This is a genomic window from Micromonospora sp. GCM10011542, from assembly GCF_042650685.1.
Taxonomy (GTDB): domain Bacteria; phylum Actinomycetota; class Actinomycetes; order Mycobacteriales; family Micromonosporaceae; genus Micromonospora.
This window is the reverse complement of sequence record NZ_JBHSBO010000068.1, coordinates 57,950-80,075: the sequence shown is the minus strand read 5'-3', so window position 1 is coordinate 80,075 and position 22,126 is coordinate 57,950. Positions and strand designations below refer to the sequence as shown.

At 73.0% G+C, this 22,126-nt stretch carries 21 protein-coding genes, 1 tRNA gene and 1 pseudogene; 8 read left to right on the top strand and 15 right to left on the bottom strand.

Features of this window, described 5'->3' with window-relative positions:
* Nucleotides 1–5: 5 nt before the first annotated feature.
* From ACFOW4_RS29940 to ACFOW4_RS29925, 4 genes are read right to left on the bottom strand one after another with little or no spacing between them, the layout of a single operon-like run.
* Nucleotides 6–659, bottom strand: a complete 654-nt coding sequence (locus ACFOW4_RS29940; RefSeq protein ID WP_377533660.1) for a response regulator — start codon at nt 657–659, stop codon at nt 6–8.
* Nucleotides 656–1,792 carry a sensor histidine kinase gene (locus ACFOW4_RS29935; RefSeq protein ID WP_377533659.1) on the bottom strand — a complete coding sequence of 379 codons (1,137 nt, stop codon included), beginning with the start codon at nt 1,790–1,792 and terminating at the stop codon, nt 656–658. Before ACFOW4_RS29935 ends, ACFOW4_RS29940 begins: the two co-directional genes overlap by 4 nt.
* Before the next feature lie 26 nt (nt 1,793–1,818).
* Nucleotides 1,819–2,625: an ABC transporter permease gene (locus ACFOW4_RS29930; protein WP_377533658.1), complete on the bottom strand. Its 807-nt coding sequence runs from the start codon at nt 2,623–2,625 to the stop codon at nt 1,819–1,821.
* Between the two features lies 1 nt (nt 2,626).
* A complete protein-coding gene (locus ACFOW4_RS29925) occupies nt 2,627–3,526 on the bottom strand; it encodes an ABC transporter ATP-binding protein (protein WP_377533657.1) in 900 nt (299 codons plus the stop codon).
* Between the two features lie 483 nt (nt 3,527–4,009).
* Between ACFOW4_RS29925 and ACFOW4_RS29920 the strand changes: the two genes are divergently transcribed.
* The 3 genes from ACFOW4_RS29920 (at nt 4,010) to ACFOW4_RS29910 (ending at nt 7,839) form a co-directional block, all read left to right on the top strand.
* Nucleotides 4,010–5,269, top strand: coding sequence for an ISL3 family transposase (locus tag ACFOW4_RS29920; protein ID WP_377533656.1), 1,260 nt, complete (start codon nt 4,010–4,012; stop codon nt 5,267–5,269).
* A gap of 520 nt (nt 5,270–5,789) precedes the next feature.
* Nucleotides 5,790–6,644 carry an alpha/beta hydrolase gene (locus tag ACFOW4_RS29915; protein WP_377533655.1) on the top strand — a complete coding sequence of 285 codons (855 nt, stop codon included), beginning with the start codon at nt 5,790–5,792 and terminating at the stop codon, nt 6,642–6,644.
* Nucleotides 6,645–6,696: 52 nt separating this feature from the next.
* Nucleotides 6,697–7,839: a site-2 protease family protein gene (locus tag ACFOW4_RS29910; protein WP_377533654.1), complete on the top strand. Its 1,143-nt coding sequence runs from the start codon at nt 6,697–6,699 to the stop codon at nt 7,837–7,839.
* A 9-nt stretch (nt 7,840–7,848) separates the two neighbouring features.
* Here ACFOW4_RS29910 and ACFOW4_RS29905 read toward each other — a convergent pair whose 3' ends face one another.
* The 3 genes from ACFOW4_RS29905 to ACFOW4_RS29895 all read right to left on the bottom strand — a co-directional run bounded on the left by ACFOW4_RS29905 (nt 7,849) and on the right by ACFOW4_RS29895 (nt 10,918).
* Nucleotides 7,849–8,754 carry a dienelactone hydrolase family protein gene (locus ACFOW4_RS29905; RefSeq protein WP_377533652.1) on the bottom strand — a complete coding sequence of 302 codons (906 nt, stop codon included), beginning with the start codon at nt 8,752–8,754 and terminating at the stop codon, nt 7,849–7,851.
* A 152-nt stretch (nt 8,755–8,906) separates the two neighbouring features.
* Nucleotides 8,907–10,181, bottom strand: a complete 1,275-nt coding sequence (locus ACFOW4_RS29900) for an FAD-binding protein (RefSeq protein WP_377533651.1) — start codon at nt 10,179–10,181, stop codon at nt 8,907–8,909.
* The gene (locus ACFOW4_RS29895; RefSeq protein ID WP_377533650.1) at nt 10,178–10,918 is read right to left on the bottom strand and encodes a hypothetical protein; all 741 of its coding nucleotides are present in this window, start codon (nt 10,916–10,918) and stop codon (nt 10,178–10,180) included. The genes ACFOW4_RS29900 and ACFOW4_RS29895 overlap by 4 nt, the downstream gene beginning before the upstream one ends.
* 118 nt (nt 10,919–11,036) lie before the next feature.
* Here ACFOW4_RS29895 and ACFOW4_RS29890 point away from each other — a divergent pair, with 118 nt between their 5' ends.
* The gene (locus ACFOW4_RS29890) at nt 11,037–11,465 is read left to right on the top strand and encodes a hypothetical protein (protein ID WP_377533648.1); all 429 of its coding nucleotides are present in this window, start codon (nt 11,037–11,039) and stop codon (nt 11,463–11,465) included.
* A 12-nt stretch (nt 11,466–11,477) separates the two neighbouring features.
* Here ACFOW4_RS29890 and ACFOW4_RS29885 read toward each other — a convergent pair whose 3' ends face one another.
* Nucleotides 11,478–12,407 carry an LLM class F420-dependent oxidoreductase gene (locus tag ACFOW4_RS29885; protein WP_377533646.1) on the bottom strand — a complete coding sequence of 310 codons (930 nt, stop codon included), beginning with the start codon at nt 12,405–12,407 and terminating at the stop codon, nt 11,478–11,480.
* A 47-nt stretch (nt 12,408–12,454) separates the two neighbouring features.
* Here ACFOW4_RS29885 and ACFOW4_RS29880 point away from each other — a divergent pair, with 47 nt between their 5' ends.
* Nucleotides 12,455–12,985, top strand: coding sequence for an SRPBCC family protein (locus tag ACFOW4_RS29880; protein ID WP_377533644.1), 531 nt, complete (start codon nt 12,455–12,457; stop codon nt 12,983–12,985).
* A gap of 98 nt (nt 12,986–13,083) precedes the next feature.
* Here ACFOW4_RS29880 and ACFOW4_RS29875 read toward each other — a convergent pair whose 3' ends face one another.
* Nucleotides 13,084–14,019, bottom strand: coding sequence for a kinase (locus ACFOW4_RS29875; protein ID WP_377533643.1), 936 nt, complete (start codon nt 14,017–14,019; stop codon nt 13,084–13,086).
* Nucleotides 14,020–14,178: 159 nt separating this feature from the next.
* Here ACFOW4_RS29875 and ACFOW4_RS29870 point away from each other — a divergent pair, with 159 nt between their 5' ends.
* Nucleotides 14,179–15,375: a low temperature requirement protein A gene (locus ACFOW4_RS29870; RefSeq protein WP_377533642.1), complete on the top strand. Its 1,197-nt coding sequence runs from the start codon at nt 14,179–14,181 to the stop codon at nt 15,373–15,375.
* Nucleotides 15,376–15,405: 30 nt separating this feature from the next.
* Here the strand turns inward: ACFOW4_RS29870 and ACFOW4_RS29865 are convergent, their stop codons facing one another.
* Nucleotides 15,406–16,200, bottom strand: a complete 795-nt coding sequence (locus ACFOW4_RS29865; RefSeq protein WP_377533641.1) for a class I SAM-dependent methyltransferase — start codon at nt 16,198–16,200, stop codon at nt 15,406–15,408.
* A 72-nt stretch (nt 16,201–16,272) separates the two neighbouring features.
* Nucleotides 16,273–16,827, bottom strand: a complete 555-nt coding sequence (locus ACFOW4_RS29860; protein ID WP_377533640.1) for a Uma2 family endonuclease — start codon at nt 16,825–16,827, stop codon at nt 16,273–16,275.
* A gap of 228 nt (nt 16,828–17,055) precedes the next feature.
* Between ACFOW4_RS29860 and ACFOW4_RS29855 the strand changes: the two genes are divergently transcribed.
* Nucleotides 17,056–17,697: a GNAT family N-acetyltransferase gene (locus tag ACFOW4_RS29855; RefSeq protein WP_377533639.1), complete on the top strand. Its 642-nt coding sequence runs from the start codon at nt 17,056–17,058 to the stop codon at nt 17,695–17,697.
* Between the two features lie 67 nt (nt 17,698–17,764).
* Here ACFOW4_RS29855 and ACFOW4_RS29850 read toward each other — a convergent pair whose 3' ends face one another.
* The gene (locus ACFOW4_RS29850; RefSeq protein WP_377533638.1) at nt 17,765–18,262 is read right to left on the bottom strand and encodes a GNAT family N-acetyltransferase; all 498 of its coding nucleotides are present in this window, start codon (nt 18,260–18,262) and stop codon (nt 17,765–17,767) included.
* 241 nt (nt 18,263–18,503) lie between these two features.
* Between ACFOW4_RS29850 and ACFOW4_RS29845 the strand changes: the two are divergent.
* Nucleotides 18,504–19,239, top strand: a pseudogene (locus ACFOW4_RS29845) (LPXTG cell wall anchor domain-containing protein).
* Between the two features lie 111 nt (nt 19,240–19,350).
* Here ACFOW4_RS29845 and ACFOW4_RS29840 read toward each other — a convergent pair.
* The 3 genes from ACFOW4_RS29840 to ACFOW4_RS29830 form a co-directional block, all read right to left on the bottom strand.
* Nucleotides 19,351–19,427, bottom strand: a tRNA-Ile gene (locus ACFOW4_RS29840).
* Nucleotides 19,428–19,576: 149 nt separating this feature from the next.
* Nucleotides 19,577–21,121: a M16 family metallopeptidase gene (locus ACFOW4_RS29835; protein WP_377533637.1), complete on the bottom strand. Its 1,545-nt coding sequence runs from the start codon at nt 21,119–21,121 to the stop codon at nt 19,577–19,579.
* The gene (locus ACFOW4_RS29830; protein WP_377533636.1) at nt 21,118–22,086 is read right to left on the bottom strand and encodes a hypothetical protein; all 969 of its coding nucleotides are present in this window, start codon (nt 22,084–22,086) and stop codon (nt 21,118–21,120) included. Before ACFOW4_RS29830 ends, ACFOW4_RS29835 begins: the two co-directional genes overlap by 4 nt.
* Between the last annotated feature and the right edge of the window lie 40 nt (nt 22,087–22,126).

Below are 22,126 nucleotides of genomic sequence, written 5' to 3'. Positions count from 1 at the left end.
ACGACTCACTCCCCGAGCAGCCAACCGTTCTGCTCGGCGATCCGGACGGCAGCGGCCGAGTTGCGGGCACCGGTCTTGCCGATCGCCGCCGAGAGGTGGTTGCGTACCGTCCCCTCGGACAGGTGCAGCGCCCGGGCCAGGTCGGCGACCGTGCCGCCGGCCCGGGCGGCCCGCAGCACCTCGGTCTCCCGCTCGGTCAGCGGGCTCGCCCCGGTGGCCAGGGTCTCCGCGGCCAGCATCGGGTCGACCACCCGCAGGCCGGCGTGTACCCGGCGGACCGCCTCGGCGAGTTGCCGGGCCGGGGTGTCCTTGACGACGAAGCCGTTCGCGCCGGCCTCCATCGCCCTGCGCAGGTAGCCGGGCCGGCCGAAGGTGGTCACCACCAGCACGCGGCAGGACGGCAGCGCCACCCGCAGCGCGGCGGCGGCGGCGATCCCGTCCAGGCCGGGCATCTCCACGTCCAGCAGGGCCACGTCGGGCGTGGTCCGGAGGGCCTCCGGCACGACCTCGTCGCCTCGGCCGACCTCGGCCACCACGGTCAGGTCGGGCTCCAGCGAGAGCAGCGCCGCCAACGCGCCGCGGACCAGGGCCTGGTCGTCGGCGAGCAGCAGCCGGATGAGCCCGCTCGCTGAGGGCGCCCGGTCGGTGGGCGCGCTCACCGGGTCGCCGCCGGCAGGTGGACCCGCAGCAGGAAACCGGGGCCCTCGGTACGGCGACCCACGCTCACCGTGGCGTCCAGCCGCCGCGCCCGCTCGCGCAGGCCGACCAAGCCATGCCCGGCGGCGTCGACGTCGGGGGTGGACGGACCCCGGCCGTCGTCGCCGATCTCCACCCCGTCCGGGTCCACCCGGATCGTGCAGCGCTGTGCCCCACTGTGCCGGACCACGTTGGTCACCCCTTCCCGTACCGCCCAGCCGAACAACTGGTCGCGCTCCGGCGGCAGGTCCGGCACCTCGGCCGGCAGGTCCGCCGCGATGCCGGCGGCGACCAGCGCGGTGCGGGCGCCGGCCAGCTCACCGGCGAGGGTCACCTCGCGGTACGCCCCGACCGTCTGCCGTACGTCGGCCAGCGCCGCCCGCGCCAGCGCCTCCACCTCGGCGATCTCGGTGGCCGCCCGGGCCCGGTCCACCTCGATCAGCCGACCGGCCAACTCCGCCTTGATCGCCACCACGGTCAGCGAGTGCCCGAGGATGTCGTGCAGGTCGCGGGCGGCTCGCGCCCGCTCCTCGGCGACCGCCAGCCGGCGGATCTCCTGCTGGGCGGCCTGCAGCTCGCTGTTGCGCTGGGCCAGCCGGGACACCCCGAACATGGCGAACGAGGCGAGCAGCACGGCGAAGACGACGGTGTCCTCCGCCTCCCACCCCGGCACCAGCACGGCCGCCAGCGGCGGGACCACCGCGCAGAGCGCCACGGTGAGCAGTGCCTCCCGCACGGGCAGCAGGAACACCCCGGCTGCGGCCACGAAGACCAGGGTGGCCAGCCAGTCCCCCTCGGTGCCCGGGATGCTGGCCAGGCCCAGCGCGACCAGCAGCAGCAACGCCGCCCGCGCCCGGCGGACGGGGATCGGACGGAGCTGCTGCCGCAGGCCGCGGGCCCACTCGAAGAGCAGGACGTATCCGACGCCGAAGGCGATCAGGGTGACCACGCCGACGATCCGCCGCCACGGCTGCGGCTGGTGCAGGGCGGTGGAGAGCGGGATGTTGAGGAAGAACAGCCACACGGCGGCCAGCAGCCAGCCGGTGATCCGCCAACGGCGGTTCACCGGCAGGGGCTGGCCCGCAGGAAGATCCATCGGGTCCACGCTAGCGGTTGCCCGGATCAGACCCGGGCGGTGTCCCGGCGGAACAGCCGGGACGCGCCGAAGCCGAAGACGAGCGCCCAGACGACCATGTTGGCCACCCCGGCCACGCTCACCCCGTCGCCGGTGAGCGGGGCGCGGGACAGCTCACCCACCCCGTACACCGGGGTGAACTTCGCGGCCTGCTGGAGCACGTCCGGCAGCACCTCGACCGGGACGAAGAGCCCGCCGAACATGGCCAGCACGGCCAGGATCGGCCCGATGAACTGCATGACGTTCTCGGCCGGCACCAGGTAGCCGACAAAGAGCCCGAAGGCGGCGAACACCAGCGAGCCCACCCAGGCTGCCAGCCCGGCCAGCAGCCAGACGTGCACCGGGATGCGGACCCCGGCGGCGGCGCCCACACCGAACTCCACCACCACCGCGATCAGGCCGAGGACCATCGCGGTGGCCACCTTGGTGGCCACGTACGCCGCCGGGCGCAGTGGGGTGAGCCGCAGCTGACGGCTCCAGCCCAGCGCCCGCTCGGTGGCGACCGCTCCGCCGGCGCTGGTGGTCGCCACCATCGCCGCGTAGACGGCCAGGCTGATCATGATGTACGCGATCACCGGGCGCCCGTTGTCCAGCGACTGCCCGCGCTCCGGCAGGCCGAAGATGAGGAAGAAGACCGCCGGCATGATCAGGGTGAAGGCCAGGGTGCGGCGGTTGCGCAGCACCCTGCGCAGCTCGATGAGGAGTACGGCCGGGGCGAAGCCGCCGAGGGCGGGCAGCCGCCGGTCCGGTTGCTCGGTGCGGGTGACGGCGGAGGTGGCCGGCAGGGTCGTCATCTCAGGCTCCGATGTGCTCGGTGGTAAGGGCGAGGAAGGCGTCCTCGAGGTTGCGGGAGGTGATCTCCACATCCCGGGCCTCGGTACGGGTGAGCAGGTGCCGGGCGATCGCGTCCGAGTCGCCGGTACGCACCAGCACGCTGTCGCCGCGGATCTCCACGGCGTCGACGCCGGGCAGCGCGGCGAGCGCGGCCTGGTCGGCGCCGGGCAGGGTGGCCCGGACCATGCGGCCGGCCGCCAGGTTCTTGATCTCCGCGGTGGTGCCGTCGGCGACGATCCGCCCCTGCCGCACCAGCACGATCCGGTCGGCGTACGCGTCCGCCTCGTCCAGGTAGTGCGTGGCGAAGATGATGGTCCGCCCGGCCCGGGCGTCGCGGCGCAGGGCCTGCCAGAAGTCCCGCCGCCCCTCGACGTCCATGCCCGTGGTCGGCTCGTCGAGCACCATCAGGTCCGGGTCGGGCAGCAGGGCCAGCGCGAAGCGCAGCCGCTGCTGCTGGCCGCCGGAGCAACGCCCGACCACCCGGTCGGCGATGTCGGCGATCCCGGCCCGCTCCAGCACCTCGGCGGTCGGGCGGGTATGCCGGTAGAAGTTGGCGGTCATCCGGACCGTCTCGCCGACGGTGAGGTCCTTGAGCAGCCCGCCGGTCTGGAGTACGGCGGCGACCCGGCCCCGGGCGACCGCGTCGTCGGGGGTACCGCCGAGGATCCGGACCGTGCCGGCGTCCGGCCGGGCCAGGCCGAGCAGCATGTCGATGGTGGTGGTCTTGCCCGCTCCGTTGGGGCCGAGGAACGCCACCACCTCGCCCGGCTCCACCCGCAGGCTGAGCCGGTCGACGGCGGTGACCGAGCCGAAGGTCCTGGTGAGGCCGGTCAGCTCGACGGCCGGATGCGTACTGGTCATGGCACTCATGCTCCGGCGCTGCGGGCGCCGGTACCCGGAGCGGTCGTCACGTTCCGGCCGTGACATTTGTCAGGGGCTTACCGGCGGGGCGATCCGCACCCGGGCCACGGCCCTGCCCGAGCCGACCAGGCCGGCGACAGCACGGCCGCCGGCCACGCCGGCGACAGCACAGTCATCGGCCTCGCCGGCGCCGCCCGGAAGCCGGCCAGCGCCGCGCGGACGACCAGGGCGCGTGACGCGGCTCGCGGCCGGCGGCCGTTCCGGAGAGCGGACAGCACGCCGAACGGCGCTCCCGAGAGCGAACACCACGCCGAACGGCGCTCGCGAGAGCGAACACCACGTCGAGCGTGATGACTCACAGGCATATTTATGGGTCTTGTGACGTGTCTGTGGGTGGTTGGGCGCGTCGTTTGTGGCGCACGCCGTTGTCCTGCCTAGGTTCTGGCTTGTCGAAGGTCAGAACTTTATGGGCGGGAGAACGGCGTGCGTTCTGCCAGGGTATGGGCTGGGGTGTTCGGGGTCGAGCAGGCGGTGGTGGAGGACGTCGAGTTCGATCCGGTTGAGTCGGTGTTGGTGGCTCGGGTGCGGGTGCGTCGGGGTGCTCGGCAGCGGTGTCCGCACTGTCGTCGGCGGTGTCCGGGCTATGACGCGGGTGTTCGTCGTCGGTGGCGGGCGTTGGATGTGGGTGTGGTGCGGGCGGTGATCGAGGCGGACGCGCCGCGGGTGTCCTGCCCGGAGCACGGGGTGGTCGTGGCGGCGGTGCCGTGGGCGCGTCATGGGGCGGGGCATACGCGGGCGTTCGACCAGGTGGTGGCGTGGTTGGCGGTGCATGCCGCGAAGTCGGCGGTGGCGCAGTTGATGCGGATCAGTTGGCGCACGGTCGGGGCGATCGTGGCGCGGGTGTGGGCCGACACCGGTGCCGTGGTGGACCGGTTCGAGGGGCTGCGCCGTATCGGCATCGACGAGGTCAGCTATAAGAAGGGCCACCGGTATCTGACCGTGGTGGTGGATCACGACAGCGGCCGGCTGGTCTGGGCCGCGCCCGGTAAGAGCGCGGCGACCCTGAACGGGTTCTTCGACCTGCTCGGCCCCGAGCGGGCCGCGAAGATCACGCAGGTGTCCGCGGACGGCGCGGACTGGATCACCACGGTCATCCGCCGTCGCTGCCCGAACGCCGTGCGCTGCGCCGATCCGTTCCACGTCGTGGCCTGGGCCACCGATGCCGTGGATCGGGTGCGCCGCCAAGCCTGGAACGAGGCCACCGGTCGTGGGGCCGGTCGTCGGGGTGTCGCCGTCGGCGCGGCCCGGCAGTTGAAGAACACCCGCTGGGCGTTGTGGAAGAACCCGGAGAACCTCACCGACGCCCAGCAGGCCAAGCTCGCCTGGATCGCCAAGACCCACCCCCGCCTGCACCGGGCCTGGGCGCTCAAGGAAGGCCTCCGACTGGTGTTCACCCTGGCCAAGACCAGCCCGGCGGCGGTCGAAGCCCTCGACCGGTGGATCGGGTGGGCTCGCCGCAGCCGCATCGATGTCTTCATCGACCTGCAACGACGCGTCAGCCGCCACCGCGATCAGATCATCGCCGTCATCGAACACGGCCTGTCCAACGGGCGCATCGAGTCCGTCAACGCCAAGATCCGCCTGCTCACCCGGATGGCCTTCGGCTTCCACTCACCCGACGCCCTCATCGCCCTGGCCATGCTCAGCCTCGGCGGCCACCGACCCCAACTACCCCGAAGATGATCACCACCGACCCACGAACCCAGCAGAAGACCCATATTTATGGCCTCTGAGTCATCACGCTCACCGGACCATCTGCCGCCAGGCGCGCGCGACACACCGGCCGCCCGGCGGGTTCCCAGGGGGACAGCACCACCTGCCACGGACGGTCAGCCGCCACCACGACCCCGTGCGGCGAGCAGCCCGGTTCTGCCGCTGACAAGCGTTGCCGCGACGGCGGGCGCGCTGCCATGGCGAGCGCTGCCGCGATCGCCACGTCCCCGAGGACGCCGCCGCAGCGGGCACCCCCTTGCGCGTCCTTTGCTCTGCTTCAACCGGCGCGACACTGCCGGGTCCGCCCTGTTGCGCGGGTTGAAGCAGAGCAAAGGCGAGCTGAGATGGTGGCACTTGGCCGCGGTGTAGCCGGCCCCGCCTTCGTACCCGGGCGGGCATGCCCGTCGCCGGTTGCGCCAGGGCGGAGGATTCTCGCGCACGGCAGCGGGTAACCGCCCGGTCCGGACACCGCGACACCGGGGGGAACGCGATGGGCGCCACGCCACTTGGGCCGGTCGACACGGTCGTGCTGATCCACGGGCTGTGGATGACCTCGCGTAGCTGGGAGGGGTGGGCCGACCGGTACGCCGCCCGGGGCCTGCGGGTGCTCACCCCGGCCTGGCCCGGCATGGACCGCGAGGTGGAGCAGCTGCGCGACGATCCCGCCCCGATCGCCGGGCAGAGCATCGCCGGGATCGCGGCGCACTACGAGCAGATCATCCACGCGCTGCCCCGGCCGCCGATCATCATGGGGCACTCGTTCGGTGGTTTGATCGCCCAGCTCCTGGTCCACCGGGGCCTGGGCGCGGCGGTGGTGGGCGTCGCGCCCGCGCCGATCAAGGGCGTGCTCAAGCTGCCGCTGACCACGCTGCGCTCGGGGTTCTCGATACTGCGCAGCCCCGGCAACCGGCACCGGGCCGTCCCGTTCACCCCGGACGACTTCCACTACGCCTTCGGCAACACGATGAGCCGGGAGGACTCCGACCGGGCCTGGCAGCGCTACGCCGTTCCGGGCGCAGGACGGGTGCTCTTCGAGGGCGCGTTCGCCAACCTCGACCCGCGCTCCCCCTCGCGGGTGGACACCGGCCGCAACGACCGGGCGCCGCTTCTGCTGATGGCCGGGGAGGTCGACCACGTGGCGCCGCCGGCGCTGGTGAAGTCGAACGCGACGCTCTACCAGAAGTCCCGGGCGCTCACCGCGTACCAGGAATTTCCCGGCCGGTCCCACTTCACCGTGGGGCAGGAGGGCTGGGAGCCGATCGCCGACCAGGCGCTGGACTGGGCGCTGCGGGCGGCGGCGCTGCCCCGCGAGAAGACCATCGCCAGCGAGACCCCGCGCCCCTGACCTCCAGACCCGGCTCGGGCATGAGCGGGCCACCCCGGGGTAACGGGGGAGAATGAGGGCGAGCTTCCGGCTTGGCCGGATCGCGGGGGTACCCGTCGGGGTCAACTGGAGTGTCCTGGTCATCTTCGCGCTGATCGCCTGGGGGCTGGCCGCCAACCAGTTCCCCCGCTCGTACCCCGACCGGTCGCCGGTGGCGTACGCGCTCGCGGGGCTGGCGGCGGCGGTGGTCTTCTTCGTCGGCCTGCTGGCCCACGAGGTGTCGCACGCGATCGTCGCCAAGCGCAACGGGTTGGAGGTCGGGGGCATCACCCTGTGGCTGTTCGGCGGGGTGGCCGAGCTGAAGGGTGAGGCCCGCGATCCCGGCGCGGAGCTGCGCATCGCCGGGGTGGGTCCGCTGGTCAGCCTGGTGCTCGGGCTCTTCTTCGGCGCCATCGCCATCGTGCTGGCACTGGCCGGGCAGGGCGGGCTGCTGCTCGGGTCGCTGGCCTGGCTGGCCGGCATCAACATCCTGCTCGCGATCTTCAACGTGCTGCCGGCCGCGCCGCTGGACGGCGGCCGGCTGCTGCGCGCCGCGGTGTGGAAGGCGACCGGTGACCGTACCCGGGCGTCGGTGGTGGCCGCGCGGGCCGGCTGGGTGCTCGGTGCGCTGCTGATCGGCCTCGGGCTGTGGCAGTTCCTGGCCGGCGTCGGCTTCGGCGGGCTCTGGCTGGCGCTGATCGGCTGGTTCCTGATCGGCGCCGCCGGGATGGAGGAGCGGCAGGCGCGTACCGGCAGCGCCCTGCGCGGTGTCCGGGTCGGCGACGTGATGACCCCGGAGCCGCAGACCGCGTCGGCGGACCTGACGGTCGCCGACTTCGTCGACCGCTATCTGTTCGCCTACCGGCACTCGGCGCTGCCGCTGACCGAGGATGGCCGGCCGACCGGCCTGGTCACCCTGGACCGGGTCCGGGCCGTACCGGCGGACCGGCGGGCGTCGACCCGGCTGGCCGAGGTGGCCTGCCGGGCCGACGAGCTGGTCCTGGCCCAACCCGGTGAGGAACTCAACGACCTGCTCCCCCGGCTCAGCCAGTGCGCCGACGGGCGGGCCCTGGTGGTGACCGACGGCCGACTGGTCGGCATCGTGTCGCCCAGCGACATCAGCCGCGCCGTCCAACGCGGCAGCCTCCGCGACCAGCCAACCCCCGCCCACCGCTGACCCGGGCGGTCAGGAGTGGGGGCAGGTGTCGCGGTACTCCTGGATGGTGCTGGCAAGGGGGGCCGGGCAGAGGAACTGCTCGTAGCGGGTGTCGTCGTCCACGAACCGCTTGAGCCAGGAGATGCTGTACTTCGCGATCGTCACGTTCGCCGAGGTGGGCGCGGAGTGGGTGGCCGCGTTGAGTTCCAGGTACGCCTTGTCGAGGGTCGCCGGCAGGCTGGTGTAGAACGGCTCCGAGTGCGACGACACGGGAGCGATCGAGTCGTTCTCCGCGCCGACCACGAGCGTGGGTACGCGTACGCCGGACCAGTTCTTGACCGTGTGCCAGCCGGTCAGCGGGATCGCGGCCTGCAACTGCGGTCGGGTGTTCGCGGCCGAGAGGCTGCCTCCGCCGCCCATCGAGTGCCCCATCACGGCGAGCCGGTTCGTGTCGATCCGGGTCCGTACCGCGCTGGTGTTGCGTAGGTAGTCCAGAGCCGCGAGCAACTGCGTACCCCGGCTGGCCGGCTGGTCGTAGCGGGACAGCGTGTCGATGGTGATCACCACGAAGCCCTGCGAGGCGAGGCGCGGCCCGAGCCAGGCCACGCTGGTCTGGGTGGCGGTGTAGCCCGGCGAGATCGCCACCGCGCCGAAGGTGCCCTCGGCGGTGCTGGTCGGGTAGTAGATCGTGCCGCCCCGGAACCCGCTGACGCTGCTGGCGGCGACGGTGCTCTGGGCGATGGCGAAGGGGCCCCGGGTGGCCTCGATGCTCGCCACGGTGGGGTCGGGGCCGCGCTGGTAGGGGCTGGCGGCGGCCTGGGCGGCCGGCGCGGCGCCGAGACCGGCGCCGAGCACGGCCAGGGCGACCGCCCACCGGGCGAAACGTCGGGGGCGGCGGCTGGGTGGGGGCGGGGTGATGGCGGGTACGGGCTGCATGTCTCGCTCCAGGGGGGAGGAGCCAACGGTCCCGGGACGGGGACCGGTCGAGGAAACCCATCGACACCAGTCATCGTCGTCGGCGCAGCCGGACACCACCAATCCCACCCACCCCATGCCACCGCGCTATGGGGACCGGGGTGGGCGCGGGGTCAGCGGGGGAAGTGGCGGTTCAGCTGGGGGGTGTGGAACTTGCCGGTCGGGTCCAGGTGGGTCAGCAGGGCGGCGAAGTCCGCGTACCGGGGATAGCGGGCGGCGAGCGCGGCCGGATCGGTGGTGAAGACCTTGCCCCAGTGCGGACGCGGTGCGAACGGCTCCAGCCGCTCCTCCACCGCCGCCAGCACCGGGGCCACCGCCACCTCGTCGCCGATCCAGGTGAAATGCACGGCCAGGCTGTCGCGTCGGTAGTTCGGGCTGAGCCACAGCTCGTCGGCCGCCACCGTACGCAGCTCGCACACCTGGAGCACCGGGGCGATCAGGTGCGCCACCTCGTCGAGCGCGGCCAGTGCTCCAGCCGCCGCCGCGCGCGGCAGGTGGTACTCCGACTGGAGTTCGTCACCGCTGCTCGGGGTGAAGCCGAGCTTGAAGTGCGGCAGCCGCTCGTGCCACGGGCCCGGCACGCCGAGTTGCGGGGTGCAGTTCTCCGCCGGCATGCCGAGCACGGGGTGCCGCGGCCGGTCGGCGGCGGTGGTGCCCAGCCAGTCCGCCGGGGGCGGCGGCTGCTCCGCCCGCTGCTTGCGCCACACCTCGCGCAGCAGCGGCGTCCGCCAGTCGGTGAACACGCTGACGCTGTACGCGGAGCCGAGCGCCTCGTCCAGCGCCTCCCAGGGCAGGCCGAGGCGCACGTACTGGCGCAGCTCGAAGGCCGGCACCAGGTCGAGGGTGACCCGGGTGACCAGGCCGAGCGCGCCGAGGTTGACCACCAGGCCGGCGAACGTGTCCGGATCGGTGTCGCGGTCCACCCGCAGCAGGTCACCGTCGGCGGTGACCAGCTCCAGGGCGGCGACCGAGGTGGCCAGGTTGCCGTGGGTCTGCCCCGAGCCGTGGGTGGCGGTGGCGACCGCCCCGGCCACCGAGATGTGCGGCAGCGAGGCGAGGTTCGCCAGCGCGTACCCCCGGGTGTGCAGGTGGGCGGCGACGTCGCCGTAGCGCAGCGCGCCCGCGACGGTGACCCTGCCCCGCTCCCGGTCCAGCTCGATCTCCGGCGGCAGCCCGGCGAGGCTGACCAGGTCGCCGTCGGTGTCGCCGAGCCGGTTGAAGGAGTGGCCGGTGCCCACCGCCCGGAGCCGGGCGCTGCCGGCGACCAGAGCGCGCAGCTCATCGGTGGAGGTGGGGCGGTGGAACCGCCGCGCGGCGTAGCGCACGTTGCCGGCCCAGTTGCGGCGCGGTACGAGCGCGGTGGGCTCGCCGGTGCTGGTGGTGGTCACGGGGTGCTCCGATCAGCCGAACGGTCGCTGGCCAGGGCGTCGGCGAGAGCGCTCAGCGCCTGGTCGACCTGGCGCCGATCGTAGCCACGCTGGGCGGCGGGCAGCCCCTCCGCCTGGGCCCGCTCGATCTCGGCCCGGGCCGTCCGCCGCTCCGTGTCGACGCCCGACAGCAGCGCGTCCTGACCGCGCCGGATCAGCTCGTCGACCCGGTCCATCCGGCAGCCGCGCAGGCCGACGCCGAAGTCCGGGTCGGGGAACGCCGCCCGGCGCCGCGCCGGCAGATCGACGAAACGGTTCCCGGCGAACCGGGTCAGCGCCTCGGCCACCTGCTCCGGCTTCTGCCGGACCTGGTCCAGGTCGAGCAGTTCGACGGCGGGTCGGCCGTCGACCGGGTGCCGCGCGGTGGCCGGCCCGCCCGGCGGCGGCACCAGCAGCAGTCGCGGCGGGGCGGGTCGCCCGTCGCGGGCCGGCGGTCGGTCCAGCACGAGTGCCTCGACCTCGGCCCACGGGATCTGCCGGCGCAGACCCGGCCGGCGGACGGTCAGGCCGTCGGCGTCGATGCGGAACCGGAACGGTCGCAGCGCGGCGAGCAGGGCGACGACACCGAGCAGGATCGCTCCCACGGCGACGAGCGTGCGCAGCAGGGCGTCGTCGCGGGGCAGCGCCAGCAGCACCACCCCGGCCAGTACGCAGACCAGGGGCAGCACCAGCGCCCCTCGACTCCGACGCAGTTCCACGTCCTGAACCCCCGTCCGTGCCGTGGTCGTCGGCTGCCATCCTCCGACACCCCGCGGCCGGCGGGCACCGGTCGATCGGGCACGGTTGTCATCGGCGCTGCCGGGGAACCCTACGCCCATGAGCAGCTACCGTGATCCGGCCCCGCGGGGCGACGTGTTCCCGTCCGAGGAGGAGCTGGACCCGACCGGCACCGGGGTGGAGCCGGCCAGCGCCCCACCGGCCGGCGGGTTCCCCGGCCCGACGGGGACCTCGCCCGGCCCGCGACCCACGCCGGCCCCCGCTCCGGCGCCCACGCCGGTGCCGACGCCGGGCCCGCCACCCCGCGCCGGGTCGCAGTCGATCGTGACCCGCCACCTCGACGGCTCGGTGGAGGTGGTCACCGACCTCGACGGCGACGGCGTCGCCGACGTGGTGCAGTTCGACCTTGACGGCGACGGGATGCCGGACATCACCTACGTGGACAGCGACGGGGACGGGCAGCTGGACACGGTGCTGCGCGAGCCCGGCGCGGTGGGCACGGCTGGTGGGGTGCACCGGCGGCGGTGAGCCGCGAGGGGCTCAGAGCTTGGGCATCACCTCGGCCGCGACCAGCTCGAGGTGGGCCAGGTCGCTGAGGTCCAGCACCTGCAGGTAGAGCCGCTGACTGCCGATCTGGGCGTACCGGCCGATGGTGTCGACGATCTCGGCGGGCGTGCCGGCGAGGCCGTTGGCCCGCAGCTCGTCCGGCTCACGCCCGATGGCGGCGGCCCGGCGGGCCACCTCGGCGTCGTCCCGCCCGCAGCACAGCACCAGCGCGTTGGACCAGCACAGCTCGGCCGGGTCCCGGCCGATCTCGGCGCACGCCTCGCGGACCCGGTCGAACTGGGCGGCCGAGTCCGGCACCGAGGCGAACGGCAGGTTGAACTCGTCGGCGTAACGGGCTGCCAGCCGCGGGGTCCGCTTCGGGCCCATCCCGCCGAGCAGGATCGGCGGGCGGGGCTGCTGCACCGGCTTGGGCAGCGCCGGGGAGCCGCTGACCGGGTAGTAGCGGCCAGCGAAGTTGAAGGTCTCGCCGGGCGGGGTCCGCCACAGCCCCGTGATGACCGCGAGCTGCTCCTCGAGCCGGTCGAACCGCTCACCGAGGGACGGGAACGGGATACCGTACGCGGTGTGCTCCTCGGCGTACCAGCCGGTGCCGATGCCCAGCTCCACGCGGCCGCCGCTCATCTGGTCGACCTGGGCCACGGTGATCGCCAGTGGGCCGGGCAGCCGGAACGTGGCCGCGGTCATCAGCGTCCCGAGTCGGATCCGGCTGGTGTCGCGGGCCAGGCCCGCCAGGGTGGTCCACGCGTCGGTGGGGCCGGGATCGCCGCTCACCGAGCCCATCTTCAGATAGTGGTCGGATCGGAAGAACGCACCGTAGCCGGCGTCCTCGGCACAGCGGGCCACGGCGAGAAGCTGGTCGTAGCTGGCACCCTGCTGGGGTTCGGTGAAGATCCGCAGTTCCATGCCCCGAGCATAGGGAAAGCGGCACCTCGACAGTCAGGAGCAGTGACATGGACCGCGACGCGTTCCGCCCGAGCCCGCCCGCCGAGGTGCGGGCCGATCCGACCGACGACGGCGTCACCCTGGTCTTCGTCCGCGACCTGCCGCGCCCGCCGGACGCGGTCTGGACGGCGCTGACCGATCCCGACCAGCTCGACGAGTGGGCGCCGTTCACCGCCGACCGTGACCTCGGCACGCCCGGCCCCGCCGTCCTCGCCCTGTTCGACGGCGAGGGCACCGCGGCGCAGCCCGCCACGGTACGTCGGGCCGAGCACCCACATCTGCTGGAGTACACCTGGGGCACCGACCTGCTGCGGTGGGAGCTGAGCCCGCTGGGCGGCGGCACCCGGCTCACCCTGCGGCACACGGTCACCGACCCGGACGTGCTGCCGATGGTCGCGGCCGGCTGGCATCTCTGCCTCGACGTGGCCGACCTGCTGCTCGCCGGCGACCCGGTCGGCCCGATCCGGGGCTCGACGGCCTTGGACTTCGGCTGGTCGCGGCTGCGCGACGCGTACGCCGACCGGCTCGGAGTGGGCTGACCGGCAGCACGCCGCGGCGGCCGAGGGCTGGCTGGGCAACTGCCAGCTGCTCCACCAGGGGCTTTACCGTCTTGTCCGTTATGCGATAGAAGACCTGCTCAGGCACTCGTGACGTATTCGTCGGGGCCGAGGGAGCGGTGCACGGTGACGGTGCCGGGCAGCGCGGCGCACCCCGCACGCACGTGGTCGATCTTCGCGGTGCGCTGCGGATCGTCGTGGCCGAGCAGGATGCCCAGGGTGGTGCCGCTGTGCGCGATGACCAGGCCGTGGCCGTCCACCTCGTGGCAGAGCCGGCGCAGCACGTCGAAGTGGCGCCGCGGGCGCACCTTGCCGTTGAGCACCGCACTGCGGGTGGTGACCGCACCGACGGCGGCAAGGTCGCCGTCGTGCACCGCCGTGGTGAGCGCGGCGAGCAGCCGGGCGTACTCCCGCTTGTCGGCCTCGTCGAACGGCTTGGGGATGCGGTTGAAGCGGATGGTGTCCACCGTGCCGCCCTCGTCGTGCGCCACCACGGTCAACGGCGGCAGCACGCCGACGCGCTCCCGCAGGCGCACCTCCCGATGGTGGAAGGCGACGATGCCGTCGTACATCACGCCGTCGGTGGGCTCGATCCCGCGCAGCAGCGACTCGATGGCGCCTGCACTCAGCGTCACGCCCAAGGCGTCACCCACGGCACGGGCTGTGGCCACCAGGTCCGCCGACGAGCTGGCGAAGCCCTTCCCCTCGGCCAGCCCGCCGCCCAACTCCAGCACCCCGCCCGTCGGGAGCCCGAACAGTTCCAGGATGGTGGCGGCCAGCCGGGCGGACTTCCGCTTGTGCCGCGGGAAGACCCGGATCCGGCGCAGGTCGCCGGTCGGCCGGAAGGTCGCGGTGGCCCACTGCGCCATCGGGAAGGTCACCAGGAAGTCCCGGTCGCCGTCGGGCAGCACGCCCTGCAACAGCTCACCGAAGGTGCCGAACGCGGTCCCCACACCCAGCCGGCCCGGTGGCGCGTCGGTCCGGCCGCTCGGGCCGGCCAGCGCACTCGTGGTCACGATCGGCCCCCTTCGCTCGCGGCGGCGGCGTGAAACCTACCCGGACGGTACGGACGCCGCGCGGTCGGGCACCGGGGGGTCGCGTCAGTGCGACACCGCACGCGGAGAGACCGTGGTAGAACTGAGCGCAATGGGGGCACGAATAGCATCAAGACGGACATGCTGACGCGCTCCGGGAGGGGCGGGCTCGGCGACAGCACGAGCCCGCACGGGGTGACCGTCCTGGAGTTGCTGTTCGACATCGTCTACGTGTTCGCGCTCGCCCGTCTCGCCGGACGGGTCGCCGACGACCTGACCATCGTCCGGCACACCCTGTTGTCGGAGGCCGGCCAGACGCTGCTGATCTTCACCGCGATGTGGATGATCTGGTCGCTGAACGCCCTCATGTCGAGCATCTACGACACCCGCCGCACCGACATCCAGGTGCTGTTGATGGCGACGATGTTCGGCACGCTGGTGCTGGCGGTCTCGTTGCCGCAGGCGTTCGGCGAGCGCGGGGTGGTCTTCGCCTGCACGTACGTGGTCGTCCAGATCGGTCGCCCGCTCTACCTGACGCTGGCGCTGCGTGGCCACCTGAGGTCGCGGGTGGCGGCCGGGGTGCTGGGCTGGCACGTGGTCTCCGGTGTGTTCTGGATCGCCGGCGGTGCCAGCGGCGGTACCGGTCGCGGGGTCCTCTGGACCGTCGCCCTCGCCATCGAGGTCCTCGGCGCCGCCATGCACTGGCCCGCGCCCTGGCTCCGACCAGGACAGCAGGCCGGCAGCACGGCCGACTTCGGGCACCTCGCCGAGCGATACAACCAGTTCTTCATGATCGCTCTCGCCGAGGTGGTGCTCGAAGCGGGCGCGGCCGTCAGTTTCCCGGGCTTCTCGACCACACGGACCATCGCCCTCGGCGCCGCCTTCCTGGCGGTGGTGGCATTCTGGCGAATCTACTTCTACCACGCCGGTTCGACCCGGGCGGCGACCTCCAGTTCGGCCGCCGATGCGCTGCACCTGTCCCGGTGGGCGAGCTTCAGCCTGCTGCTCATCGTCGGTGGCATCATCTGCACCGCGGCCGGCTTCGGGCAGATCATCGAGGATCCAGACCCGCCGATCGACTGGGCGCTGGTGGTCATCGTCTTCGGCGGGCCGGCGCTGTTCCTGATCGGGCGCAACTACCTGGAGCCGCCCACGGCGTCCGCGGGGCGCTGCCGGGTGCTGTTCCTCGGCGTACTGGTGCTGGCCGTGGTGGCACCGACCATGGTGCTCTTTCCTCCGCTGCACACGGCCGTCGCCGCGGCACTGATCCTGACCGCGGTCGCCATCTACGACGGGCTGGCACATCGGGGCGGAGGGGAGACCAATCCGGCGTTCTAGCCTCCGCTCAACCCGGTCACGCCGGTGCTCTCATCCGGCCACGGCGCCCCGGACCGCCCAGGCTCGGGCGGTCAGCCGGATCGAGCCGTCCGGCTCGACCGGCAGGCGGGCGGCCAGCAGGTCGCGCAGGGCGACCCGGTCGGGCTCTGCCAGCGTGGTGACGTAGGACGGGGCCGCGCCCTGCCCGCCGAGGAACGGCGTCCAGTAGTCGGCGAAGTCGGCGAACACCGTGGGCACCTCCACCGGCCGAACCGACACCGCCACCAGGCCGGCGTCGGACCACACCGCCCGCAGGGCGTCCGGCTGGCACACGCCGAAGCGGCACCCCTCGTCCAACTCCCCCGCCGAGCGGTCGAGCTCCACGGCGGCGTCCCAGAAGTACCGCATGAACGCCATGCCCTCGGCGTAGTCCCAGACGTAGGCGGCGGTCACGCCCGCCGGCCGCAGCAGCCGCGCGAACTCGGCCACCGCCCGCGCCGGCTCGGGTACGAAGTTGAGCGCCAGCCCGCTGACCACGACGTCGACCGCGCGGTCGGGCAGCGGCAACTCACGTGCGTCACCGACCTCGAACGCGACCCGTGGGTCGTCCACCCGGGTACGCGCGTGCGCCACGAACCCCGCCGACCGGTCCACACCGGTCACCCGGGCGGGATCGGCCTCGGCGAGGACCGTCGAGGTCAGCGCCCCGGTGCCACAGCCGACGTCCAACCAGTGCCGACCGGGCGGCACGTCCAGCCAGCGCACGAACTCCGCCGCGACGGGGCGGCTCCACCGGCCCACGTACGCCTCGTACGCCTCGCCATCCGCCCACACCGGGTGCGTCATGCCGGAACGATACGACAGGCCGAGCCGCTCGGTGACCCGCCGCTCCGGCCCCTGGTCGGGCCGCTTCCGGTATCAGTCGAGGTGGTCGGCGGGCGCCGTCTGCAGCAGCCACGCCAGTGGCATCCGCGCCCGCTCCCGGTAGGCACCGTCCCCGTCGAGCCGGTGCAGGGTGGCCGTCTGCGCGGCGTCCCGGTCCACCACCCAGTACTGGCCGATCCCCGCCCACGCGTACTCGCGCACCTTGGTCACCGAGTCCATCGCCTCGGAGCCGGGCGAGACGATCTCCACCACCAGCACGAGGTCGGCCGCGGCGGCCCACACGCTGCGGGCCGGCGGCTTCCGCCACACGCTGAGGTCGGGAATCCGGCCACCGTCGCCGTCCGGTCCGGAAATCCGCACACCGGCCGCCTGGAGCACCTGGTCAGCGGGCCAACCGGCCATGATGAGCCACGCGAAGAGGCGACTGGCGATCATCGCGTGTTCCGAGTCGGGCGGCGGCATGACCGACAGGACCCCCTCGGGGCTGGTCTCGTAACGGTGACCGTTCGGATCGGCGGCGTTCATCGCCGCCACGTCGTCGAGCGTCACGACGGCGGGCATGTGACTGCCGACGGCCTCTGCGCTCATGCGTCCCATCCTAGGCGACCAGGGTCCTCGACTCCGGCTGTGCGACACCGCCCAGGGCGCGCCGACCATGTCAGCTCACCGACCGGCGCCAGACAACCACCACTCCCCCGAAGGAGGGTGGACCTCGGTCCGCGGGGTGGCGAGGATCGGGGCGCACGATCCAGCGCCCCGACCCTCGCCCGGCCGCTCACGCCGCACGGGCCGGCCAGACACCGAGGAGAAACGACCATGCGCCGTTCGTTGGCGGACATCCTGGACGCGGCAGCACATGGGCATTTTCCGCCACCGGACGGCGGTACCACCGTGGTACCGCAGCCGAGCCCCCGCGACGCCGGAGTGATCGCGTTCACCGCGCACTCGGTGGTGTTCACCGACGAAGACCCCCGGTGGGTACGCCGTACCCTGGCCACTCTCGACTGCGACGGCCTGGCGGCCACGATGAATCCGCGCTTCCTGGGTGCGCTGCTCGACCGGACCGGGCGGTCCACCGACACGATCGACCTCCTGACGGTCGCGAGCCCCCTCGCCGGTGCACCCCCGATGGGACTACGCGAGCTGGTGGACGCCGATCACCCCCGCGGCGCCAGGGCACGGAAGCGCCGTGACGACGTCCGCGTCTGGGCGGCCGACGGCGGCGTGGTCGTGCTCGGCCGGGGCGTAGCGGGCCGCTGGGAAGCCGCGATCGAGGTCGACGAGGGAGATCGCCACCGGGGCCTGGGGCGGGCGCTGGCGCTTGCCGCCCGGCATCTGGTGCCTGACGGGCAGCCGGTCTGGGCTCAGCAGGCCGCTGGCAACGCGCGCAGTGTGCGGGCCTTCCAGGCGGCGGGGTTCCGACCGGTGGGCGCCGAAGCGCTGCTCCTCGTCCCGTAGGCATTCCCTGACGCCCTCGCGTGCAGACGTACTGGAAAGGCGCAGGCCATCAGCGGGACCGGACGTGTCAGGAGGCGCGCGGCAGCGCGAGCCAGTCCTGCCAGGCAATGTCGCGGCCCAGATAGCGGGGCTGCCGGAAGGGCCAGTCGGTGGCGATCCACTGCGGCACCAGCGCGTCGAGCGCGCGCTCCGCCTCGCCGCCGACGAGGTCGTCCACCACCCACCAGGCAACTTCCCCGTCGGAGCCGGTGCGCTCGGGCGGGTCGATGTAGACGCAGCCGAGGACCGCCGTCTCCTCCTCGTCCAGCAGCGCGTAGTTGAACGACTGGTGCGCGGTTATCTCCTTCTCGTGCCGCAGCAGGTCGGCACGGTCCTCCTCATAGGTCATCGTCTCAATGGGCCAGGCCCAGGCCGGCCCGAAGATCTCCCACAAGCGCTCTCGCGAGCCCATCACGGCTGGGTAGTCGAGCGCGGTGTCCGCCTCCCGGATCGGCCGCAGGTGCAGCGCAGTGTTGGGCACGGGCACGTGGACGGGGTGGACGAAGTCTTCCGGCAGCCAACTCATGGGGGCCGAGGCTACAACCATCGGCCGCCGCACCGGGCTGACATTGCACGAGCAGCGGCACCCCCGCGACCAGGTCGAGCGCGAGGGTGCTCGCTTCTGCCGGCGGGCCTTTGACCCGTCTGCGGTGTCGATCGGTCTGGTCCAGACCGTGAGAAGGCCGGTCACGGATGGGGCAGCGACTTGGCGTGAGCGACGGGTAACACCTCCACGTTTTGGCCTGCAGCGGGGGAGATAAATCGACATGCGATGGAAGTTGCCGGCCGGCGTCCTGATGGCGCTGGCCTTCCTGGTTCCGGCGGCGCCGGCGATGGCTCAAACCGAACCGCCCGTGCTGAACGAGGCCTGCCAAACGGTCGAGCGCAAGGTGTACAAGGATATCCGCGAGCTTGTCACCATCGACCTGGATACCGCCACCAATGTAGAGGTGCGCGTGTTGGCCAAATCAGATCCTGGCCGTCGCAAACGCCGACTCGCTGCCCGTTCTGCCTGACGTCATTCAGGAGCGCCTGGACGGCACCGCGGATGATCTGCGCGCGTTCCTCACGGCGGACGTGCAGAACGCTTGGTCAACGGCTCTGCGGATCACGGTGGTCCGGACGTTGACGGGTGCTGGTACCAACGTGAAGGCGGCCGCGCAGAAGGTGCTCGCCGATGGGGCAATCGATGCCTACCTGGCTTACCTGAACAACGGCCTATACATCGCACGTGCGCTCGACTGCGCGTCTCAACCCACATCGACGCCGACGTCTCAGCCCACACCGACACCGAGCACCACGCCCAGCGCCACGACGACCGTTGCACCGACCCCTGTTTCCTCCGCCAGCCTGGGCGCTCCCGGCGGCGAGGGCGGGGGGCTGCCCGTGACTGGTGCCGCCACCGCCACCGCGACCGTGGCCGGCATCGGCGGTGCGCTTCTGCTCCTCGGCGGCGCTGGCTACCTGATCGGACGCCGACGCCGTTCTCGCTTCGTGGCATAGCCCGCTCGACGCGCCCGGCTCGATGCTTCGTCGGGCTGGGCGCGATCGGCGCTGCGCTTGGCGCGGTTCGTCGCGGCCCGGGTCGCCGTCAGCCTGACCAGGGAATGTGCGTGGTGGGGCGGGCGGGACTCGAACCCGCGACCGAGGGATTATGAGTCCCCTGCTCTAACCCGCTGAGCTACCGCCCCGAATGCCGCGCGGGATCGTAACCCGCCCGTGAGGCCACCGGCCACCACCGGATCGGCAGAAATCGCCGGGACGGCACGATGGGCTACGCGAGGATAACAGTCAGCAGTGGCCCGCAGACGCCCCGGCCGGCCGGCGAGAGGCCATCGGGTCACCGTCCGGGATCGAAGATCAGCACCGACAGAAAGGCGCCGGCCTCGGAGGTGGCCTCCCGGACCGAACGCCGCAGCCGGGCGAACCGGCCGAGGACCGGCGGTGGCGGCGGGATCAGCTCCGGGTCGCGGGCCGGCATGGGCACGTGCCGGTCCTCGGGCACCGCCGCGTCGATGGCGGCGACGTCCGGGGGCCGCTCGAACAGGTGGGGCTCGACGTGCACCGAGATGGCGTCCGGCCCGATGAGCCGGCGGGCGCCGTCCGGCCAGACGAGCAGGGCGGCGCACTCGGCGTACCGGACGGTGACCTGCTGCTCCTCGTGCACGAGGCTGAGGCCGTCCGTCCCCACGACCAGCTCGGCCTCGCCCTGGAGCGAAAGGTGCCGTACGCCGGTGAGCGCCTCCTCGGAGGTGGCCGGTGCCGCACTGAAGCCGGCCCAGTCTGCCCGCAGCCCAGCGGGAACGAGCAGCAGCGCGGAGGCGCACATCTCCCGGGCCACGTCGTGCAGGTCCTCGACGGTGACGGCGGCGAGTTCGTCGCGTAGCTCGTCGCGCTGGCGGAGCGGCTCGCCGGTGAGCAGGTCCCGGGCGCTGCGGAGCAGCCGGCCGTTGTCCGCCTCGGCGAGCGCCAGCCCGTCGTGGTGCCGGGCCACCACCGCGTCCCGGTCGGCCGGTGCGATCCGACCGACCCGTAGGGTGGCCAGCGCGTCGACGAAGCCGCCGAGCACCGCGTCCTGCTTGTCAGGCAGCGAGTCGGCCAGCGCGCGTAGCGTCGCGAAACCGTCGTGGCGCGGTTCGTAGCCGGCGGTGACCTGGTAGGAGAGGCCGTCGTCCTGGCGCAGCGACCGGTAGAGCTCCCGCTCGAGCACCCCGGCGAGGACGCTGGCAGCCGGCCCGCGGCGGACCACCGCGTCGAGGGCGACCGCCCCGGCGCCGTACGAGAAGTAGGCGGGCGTGGTCGGCAGGACCGACGAGGCCGCCGGTACGGGCTGCCGGGCGCCCTCCGGCAACGGCAGGCGCAGCCCTGCGGGCACCTCGTCACCGGCCACGAAGAGCACCGCGTTCTGCCGGGTGAACCACTGGGCCGCCCACTGTCGTACGTCCTCGTCGGAAATGCTGGTGAGCCCGAATTCGGGGTAGCCGGGCAACCCGTGGTCCCGCGCGCCGTGCCGCCACAGCGGCAGCGTGTCCAGTGCCCGGTCGCCGCGGCTGCTCCGTTCGACCCGGAGGATCTCCTTCTCCATCTCCAGCCGGCCGGTCGGTGGGTCGACGAGGTTGGCACAGACGCCGTTGAGGAAGGTGGCGACGTCGGCCGGTGCGCCCTGGACGACGAAGCTGGTGAAGAGCGTCTCGGTGGTGCCGTTTAAGTGGTGCTCCAGCGGGCCGAGCGGGGCGAGCACCAGGTGCTCCAGCAGGTGGGTGATGCCGCGTCGGGGCAGCGTCTCGTCGGCGACGCCGACCCGGAAGACGAGCCCGGCGCGCAGCGGCCCCGAGGTGGGGGCGAGCAGGGTGGGCACCCCGTCGACGTCCAACTGCCGGATCATCGGGCGGAACTCCTCGCGTACGCCTGGGCACGTGCCCGGGATTGTTGGGCCCGGCCGTCGCCGAGGTAGCGGAACGCCCGGGGGTCGCCGTACGGGCCGAGCGCGTCGAACTGCTCCCGAGCGGCGTCCTGGTCGCCCAGCACGTCGAAGGCGGCCGCGAACGTGCTTCGTACCGTCACCCAGCCGATGGTGTGCCGGAAGTCGGGGTGTCGCACGGACCGCTCCGCCGCGGCGTGGATCTCGTCGGCCACCCCCCGCAGATGGTTGCGGGGGCCGCCGCGTGCCTGCTCCTTCGGTGGGAGCGACTGCACCACCTCGGCCATCTCCTCCAGGTGCGCCTCGACCACCAGGGCGGCCTGGTGCGCGCCGGGCGGGGCGGCCTCGACGCATTCCCGGGCGAAGCCGTGCGCCCGCTCCCAGCTGCCACTCCACTTGGGGCAGAACTGTTGCAGCAGCGAGGACTGCGCGGCCAGGTGGTGCGGGTGGTGCCGGGCCAGCCGGTCGTACCGGCGTCGGGCCTCGGCCTGGCCCAGTTCGAGGCCCCGGGCGAGGGTGATCCGCTGCGTCCACGCCGCCGCGTCGTCGGGGTGCCGGGCCGTCACGTCGATGAGCACCTGCTCGGCACGGCGCAGGTGCTCGTGGAACCGGTCGAACCGGTCGGCGCTGACCAGGGCGGCCCGGGCTGTGGTGCGGATCCGCCAGCCGGACTGCACCAGGGCCGCACCGAACAGGGTGGAGGCCAGCGGGTCGTCGGGGTTTCGGCTCAGCCGCGGGCGCAGCAGGTTCTCCGCCCCGCCCCAGCCGGCCACCACGTTGACCAGGTGGGTACGGGTGGCGGCGTCGACGTCGGCGAAGAGGTCGCACAGCACCGGCCAGTCGTGGCCGCGCAGCGCCGTGCGCAGGGACGCGACCTCGGGATACGCGGCGTCCGGGTCCTGGTGCTGGGCCGGGGCGGGGGCGGGCATGGCGGCGATCTTAGGTGATCATCGCCGGACGGGACGCCCC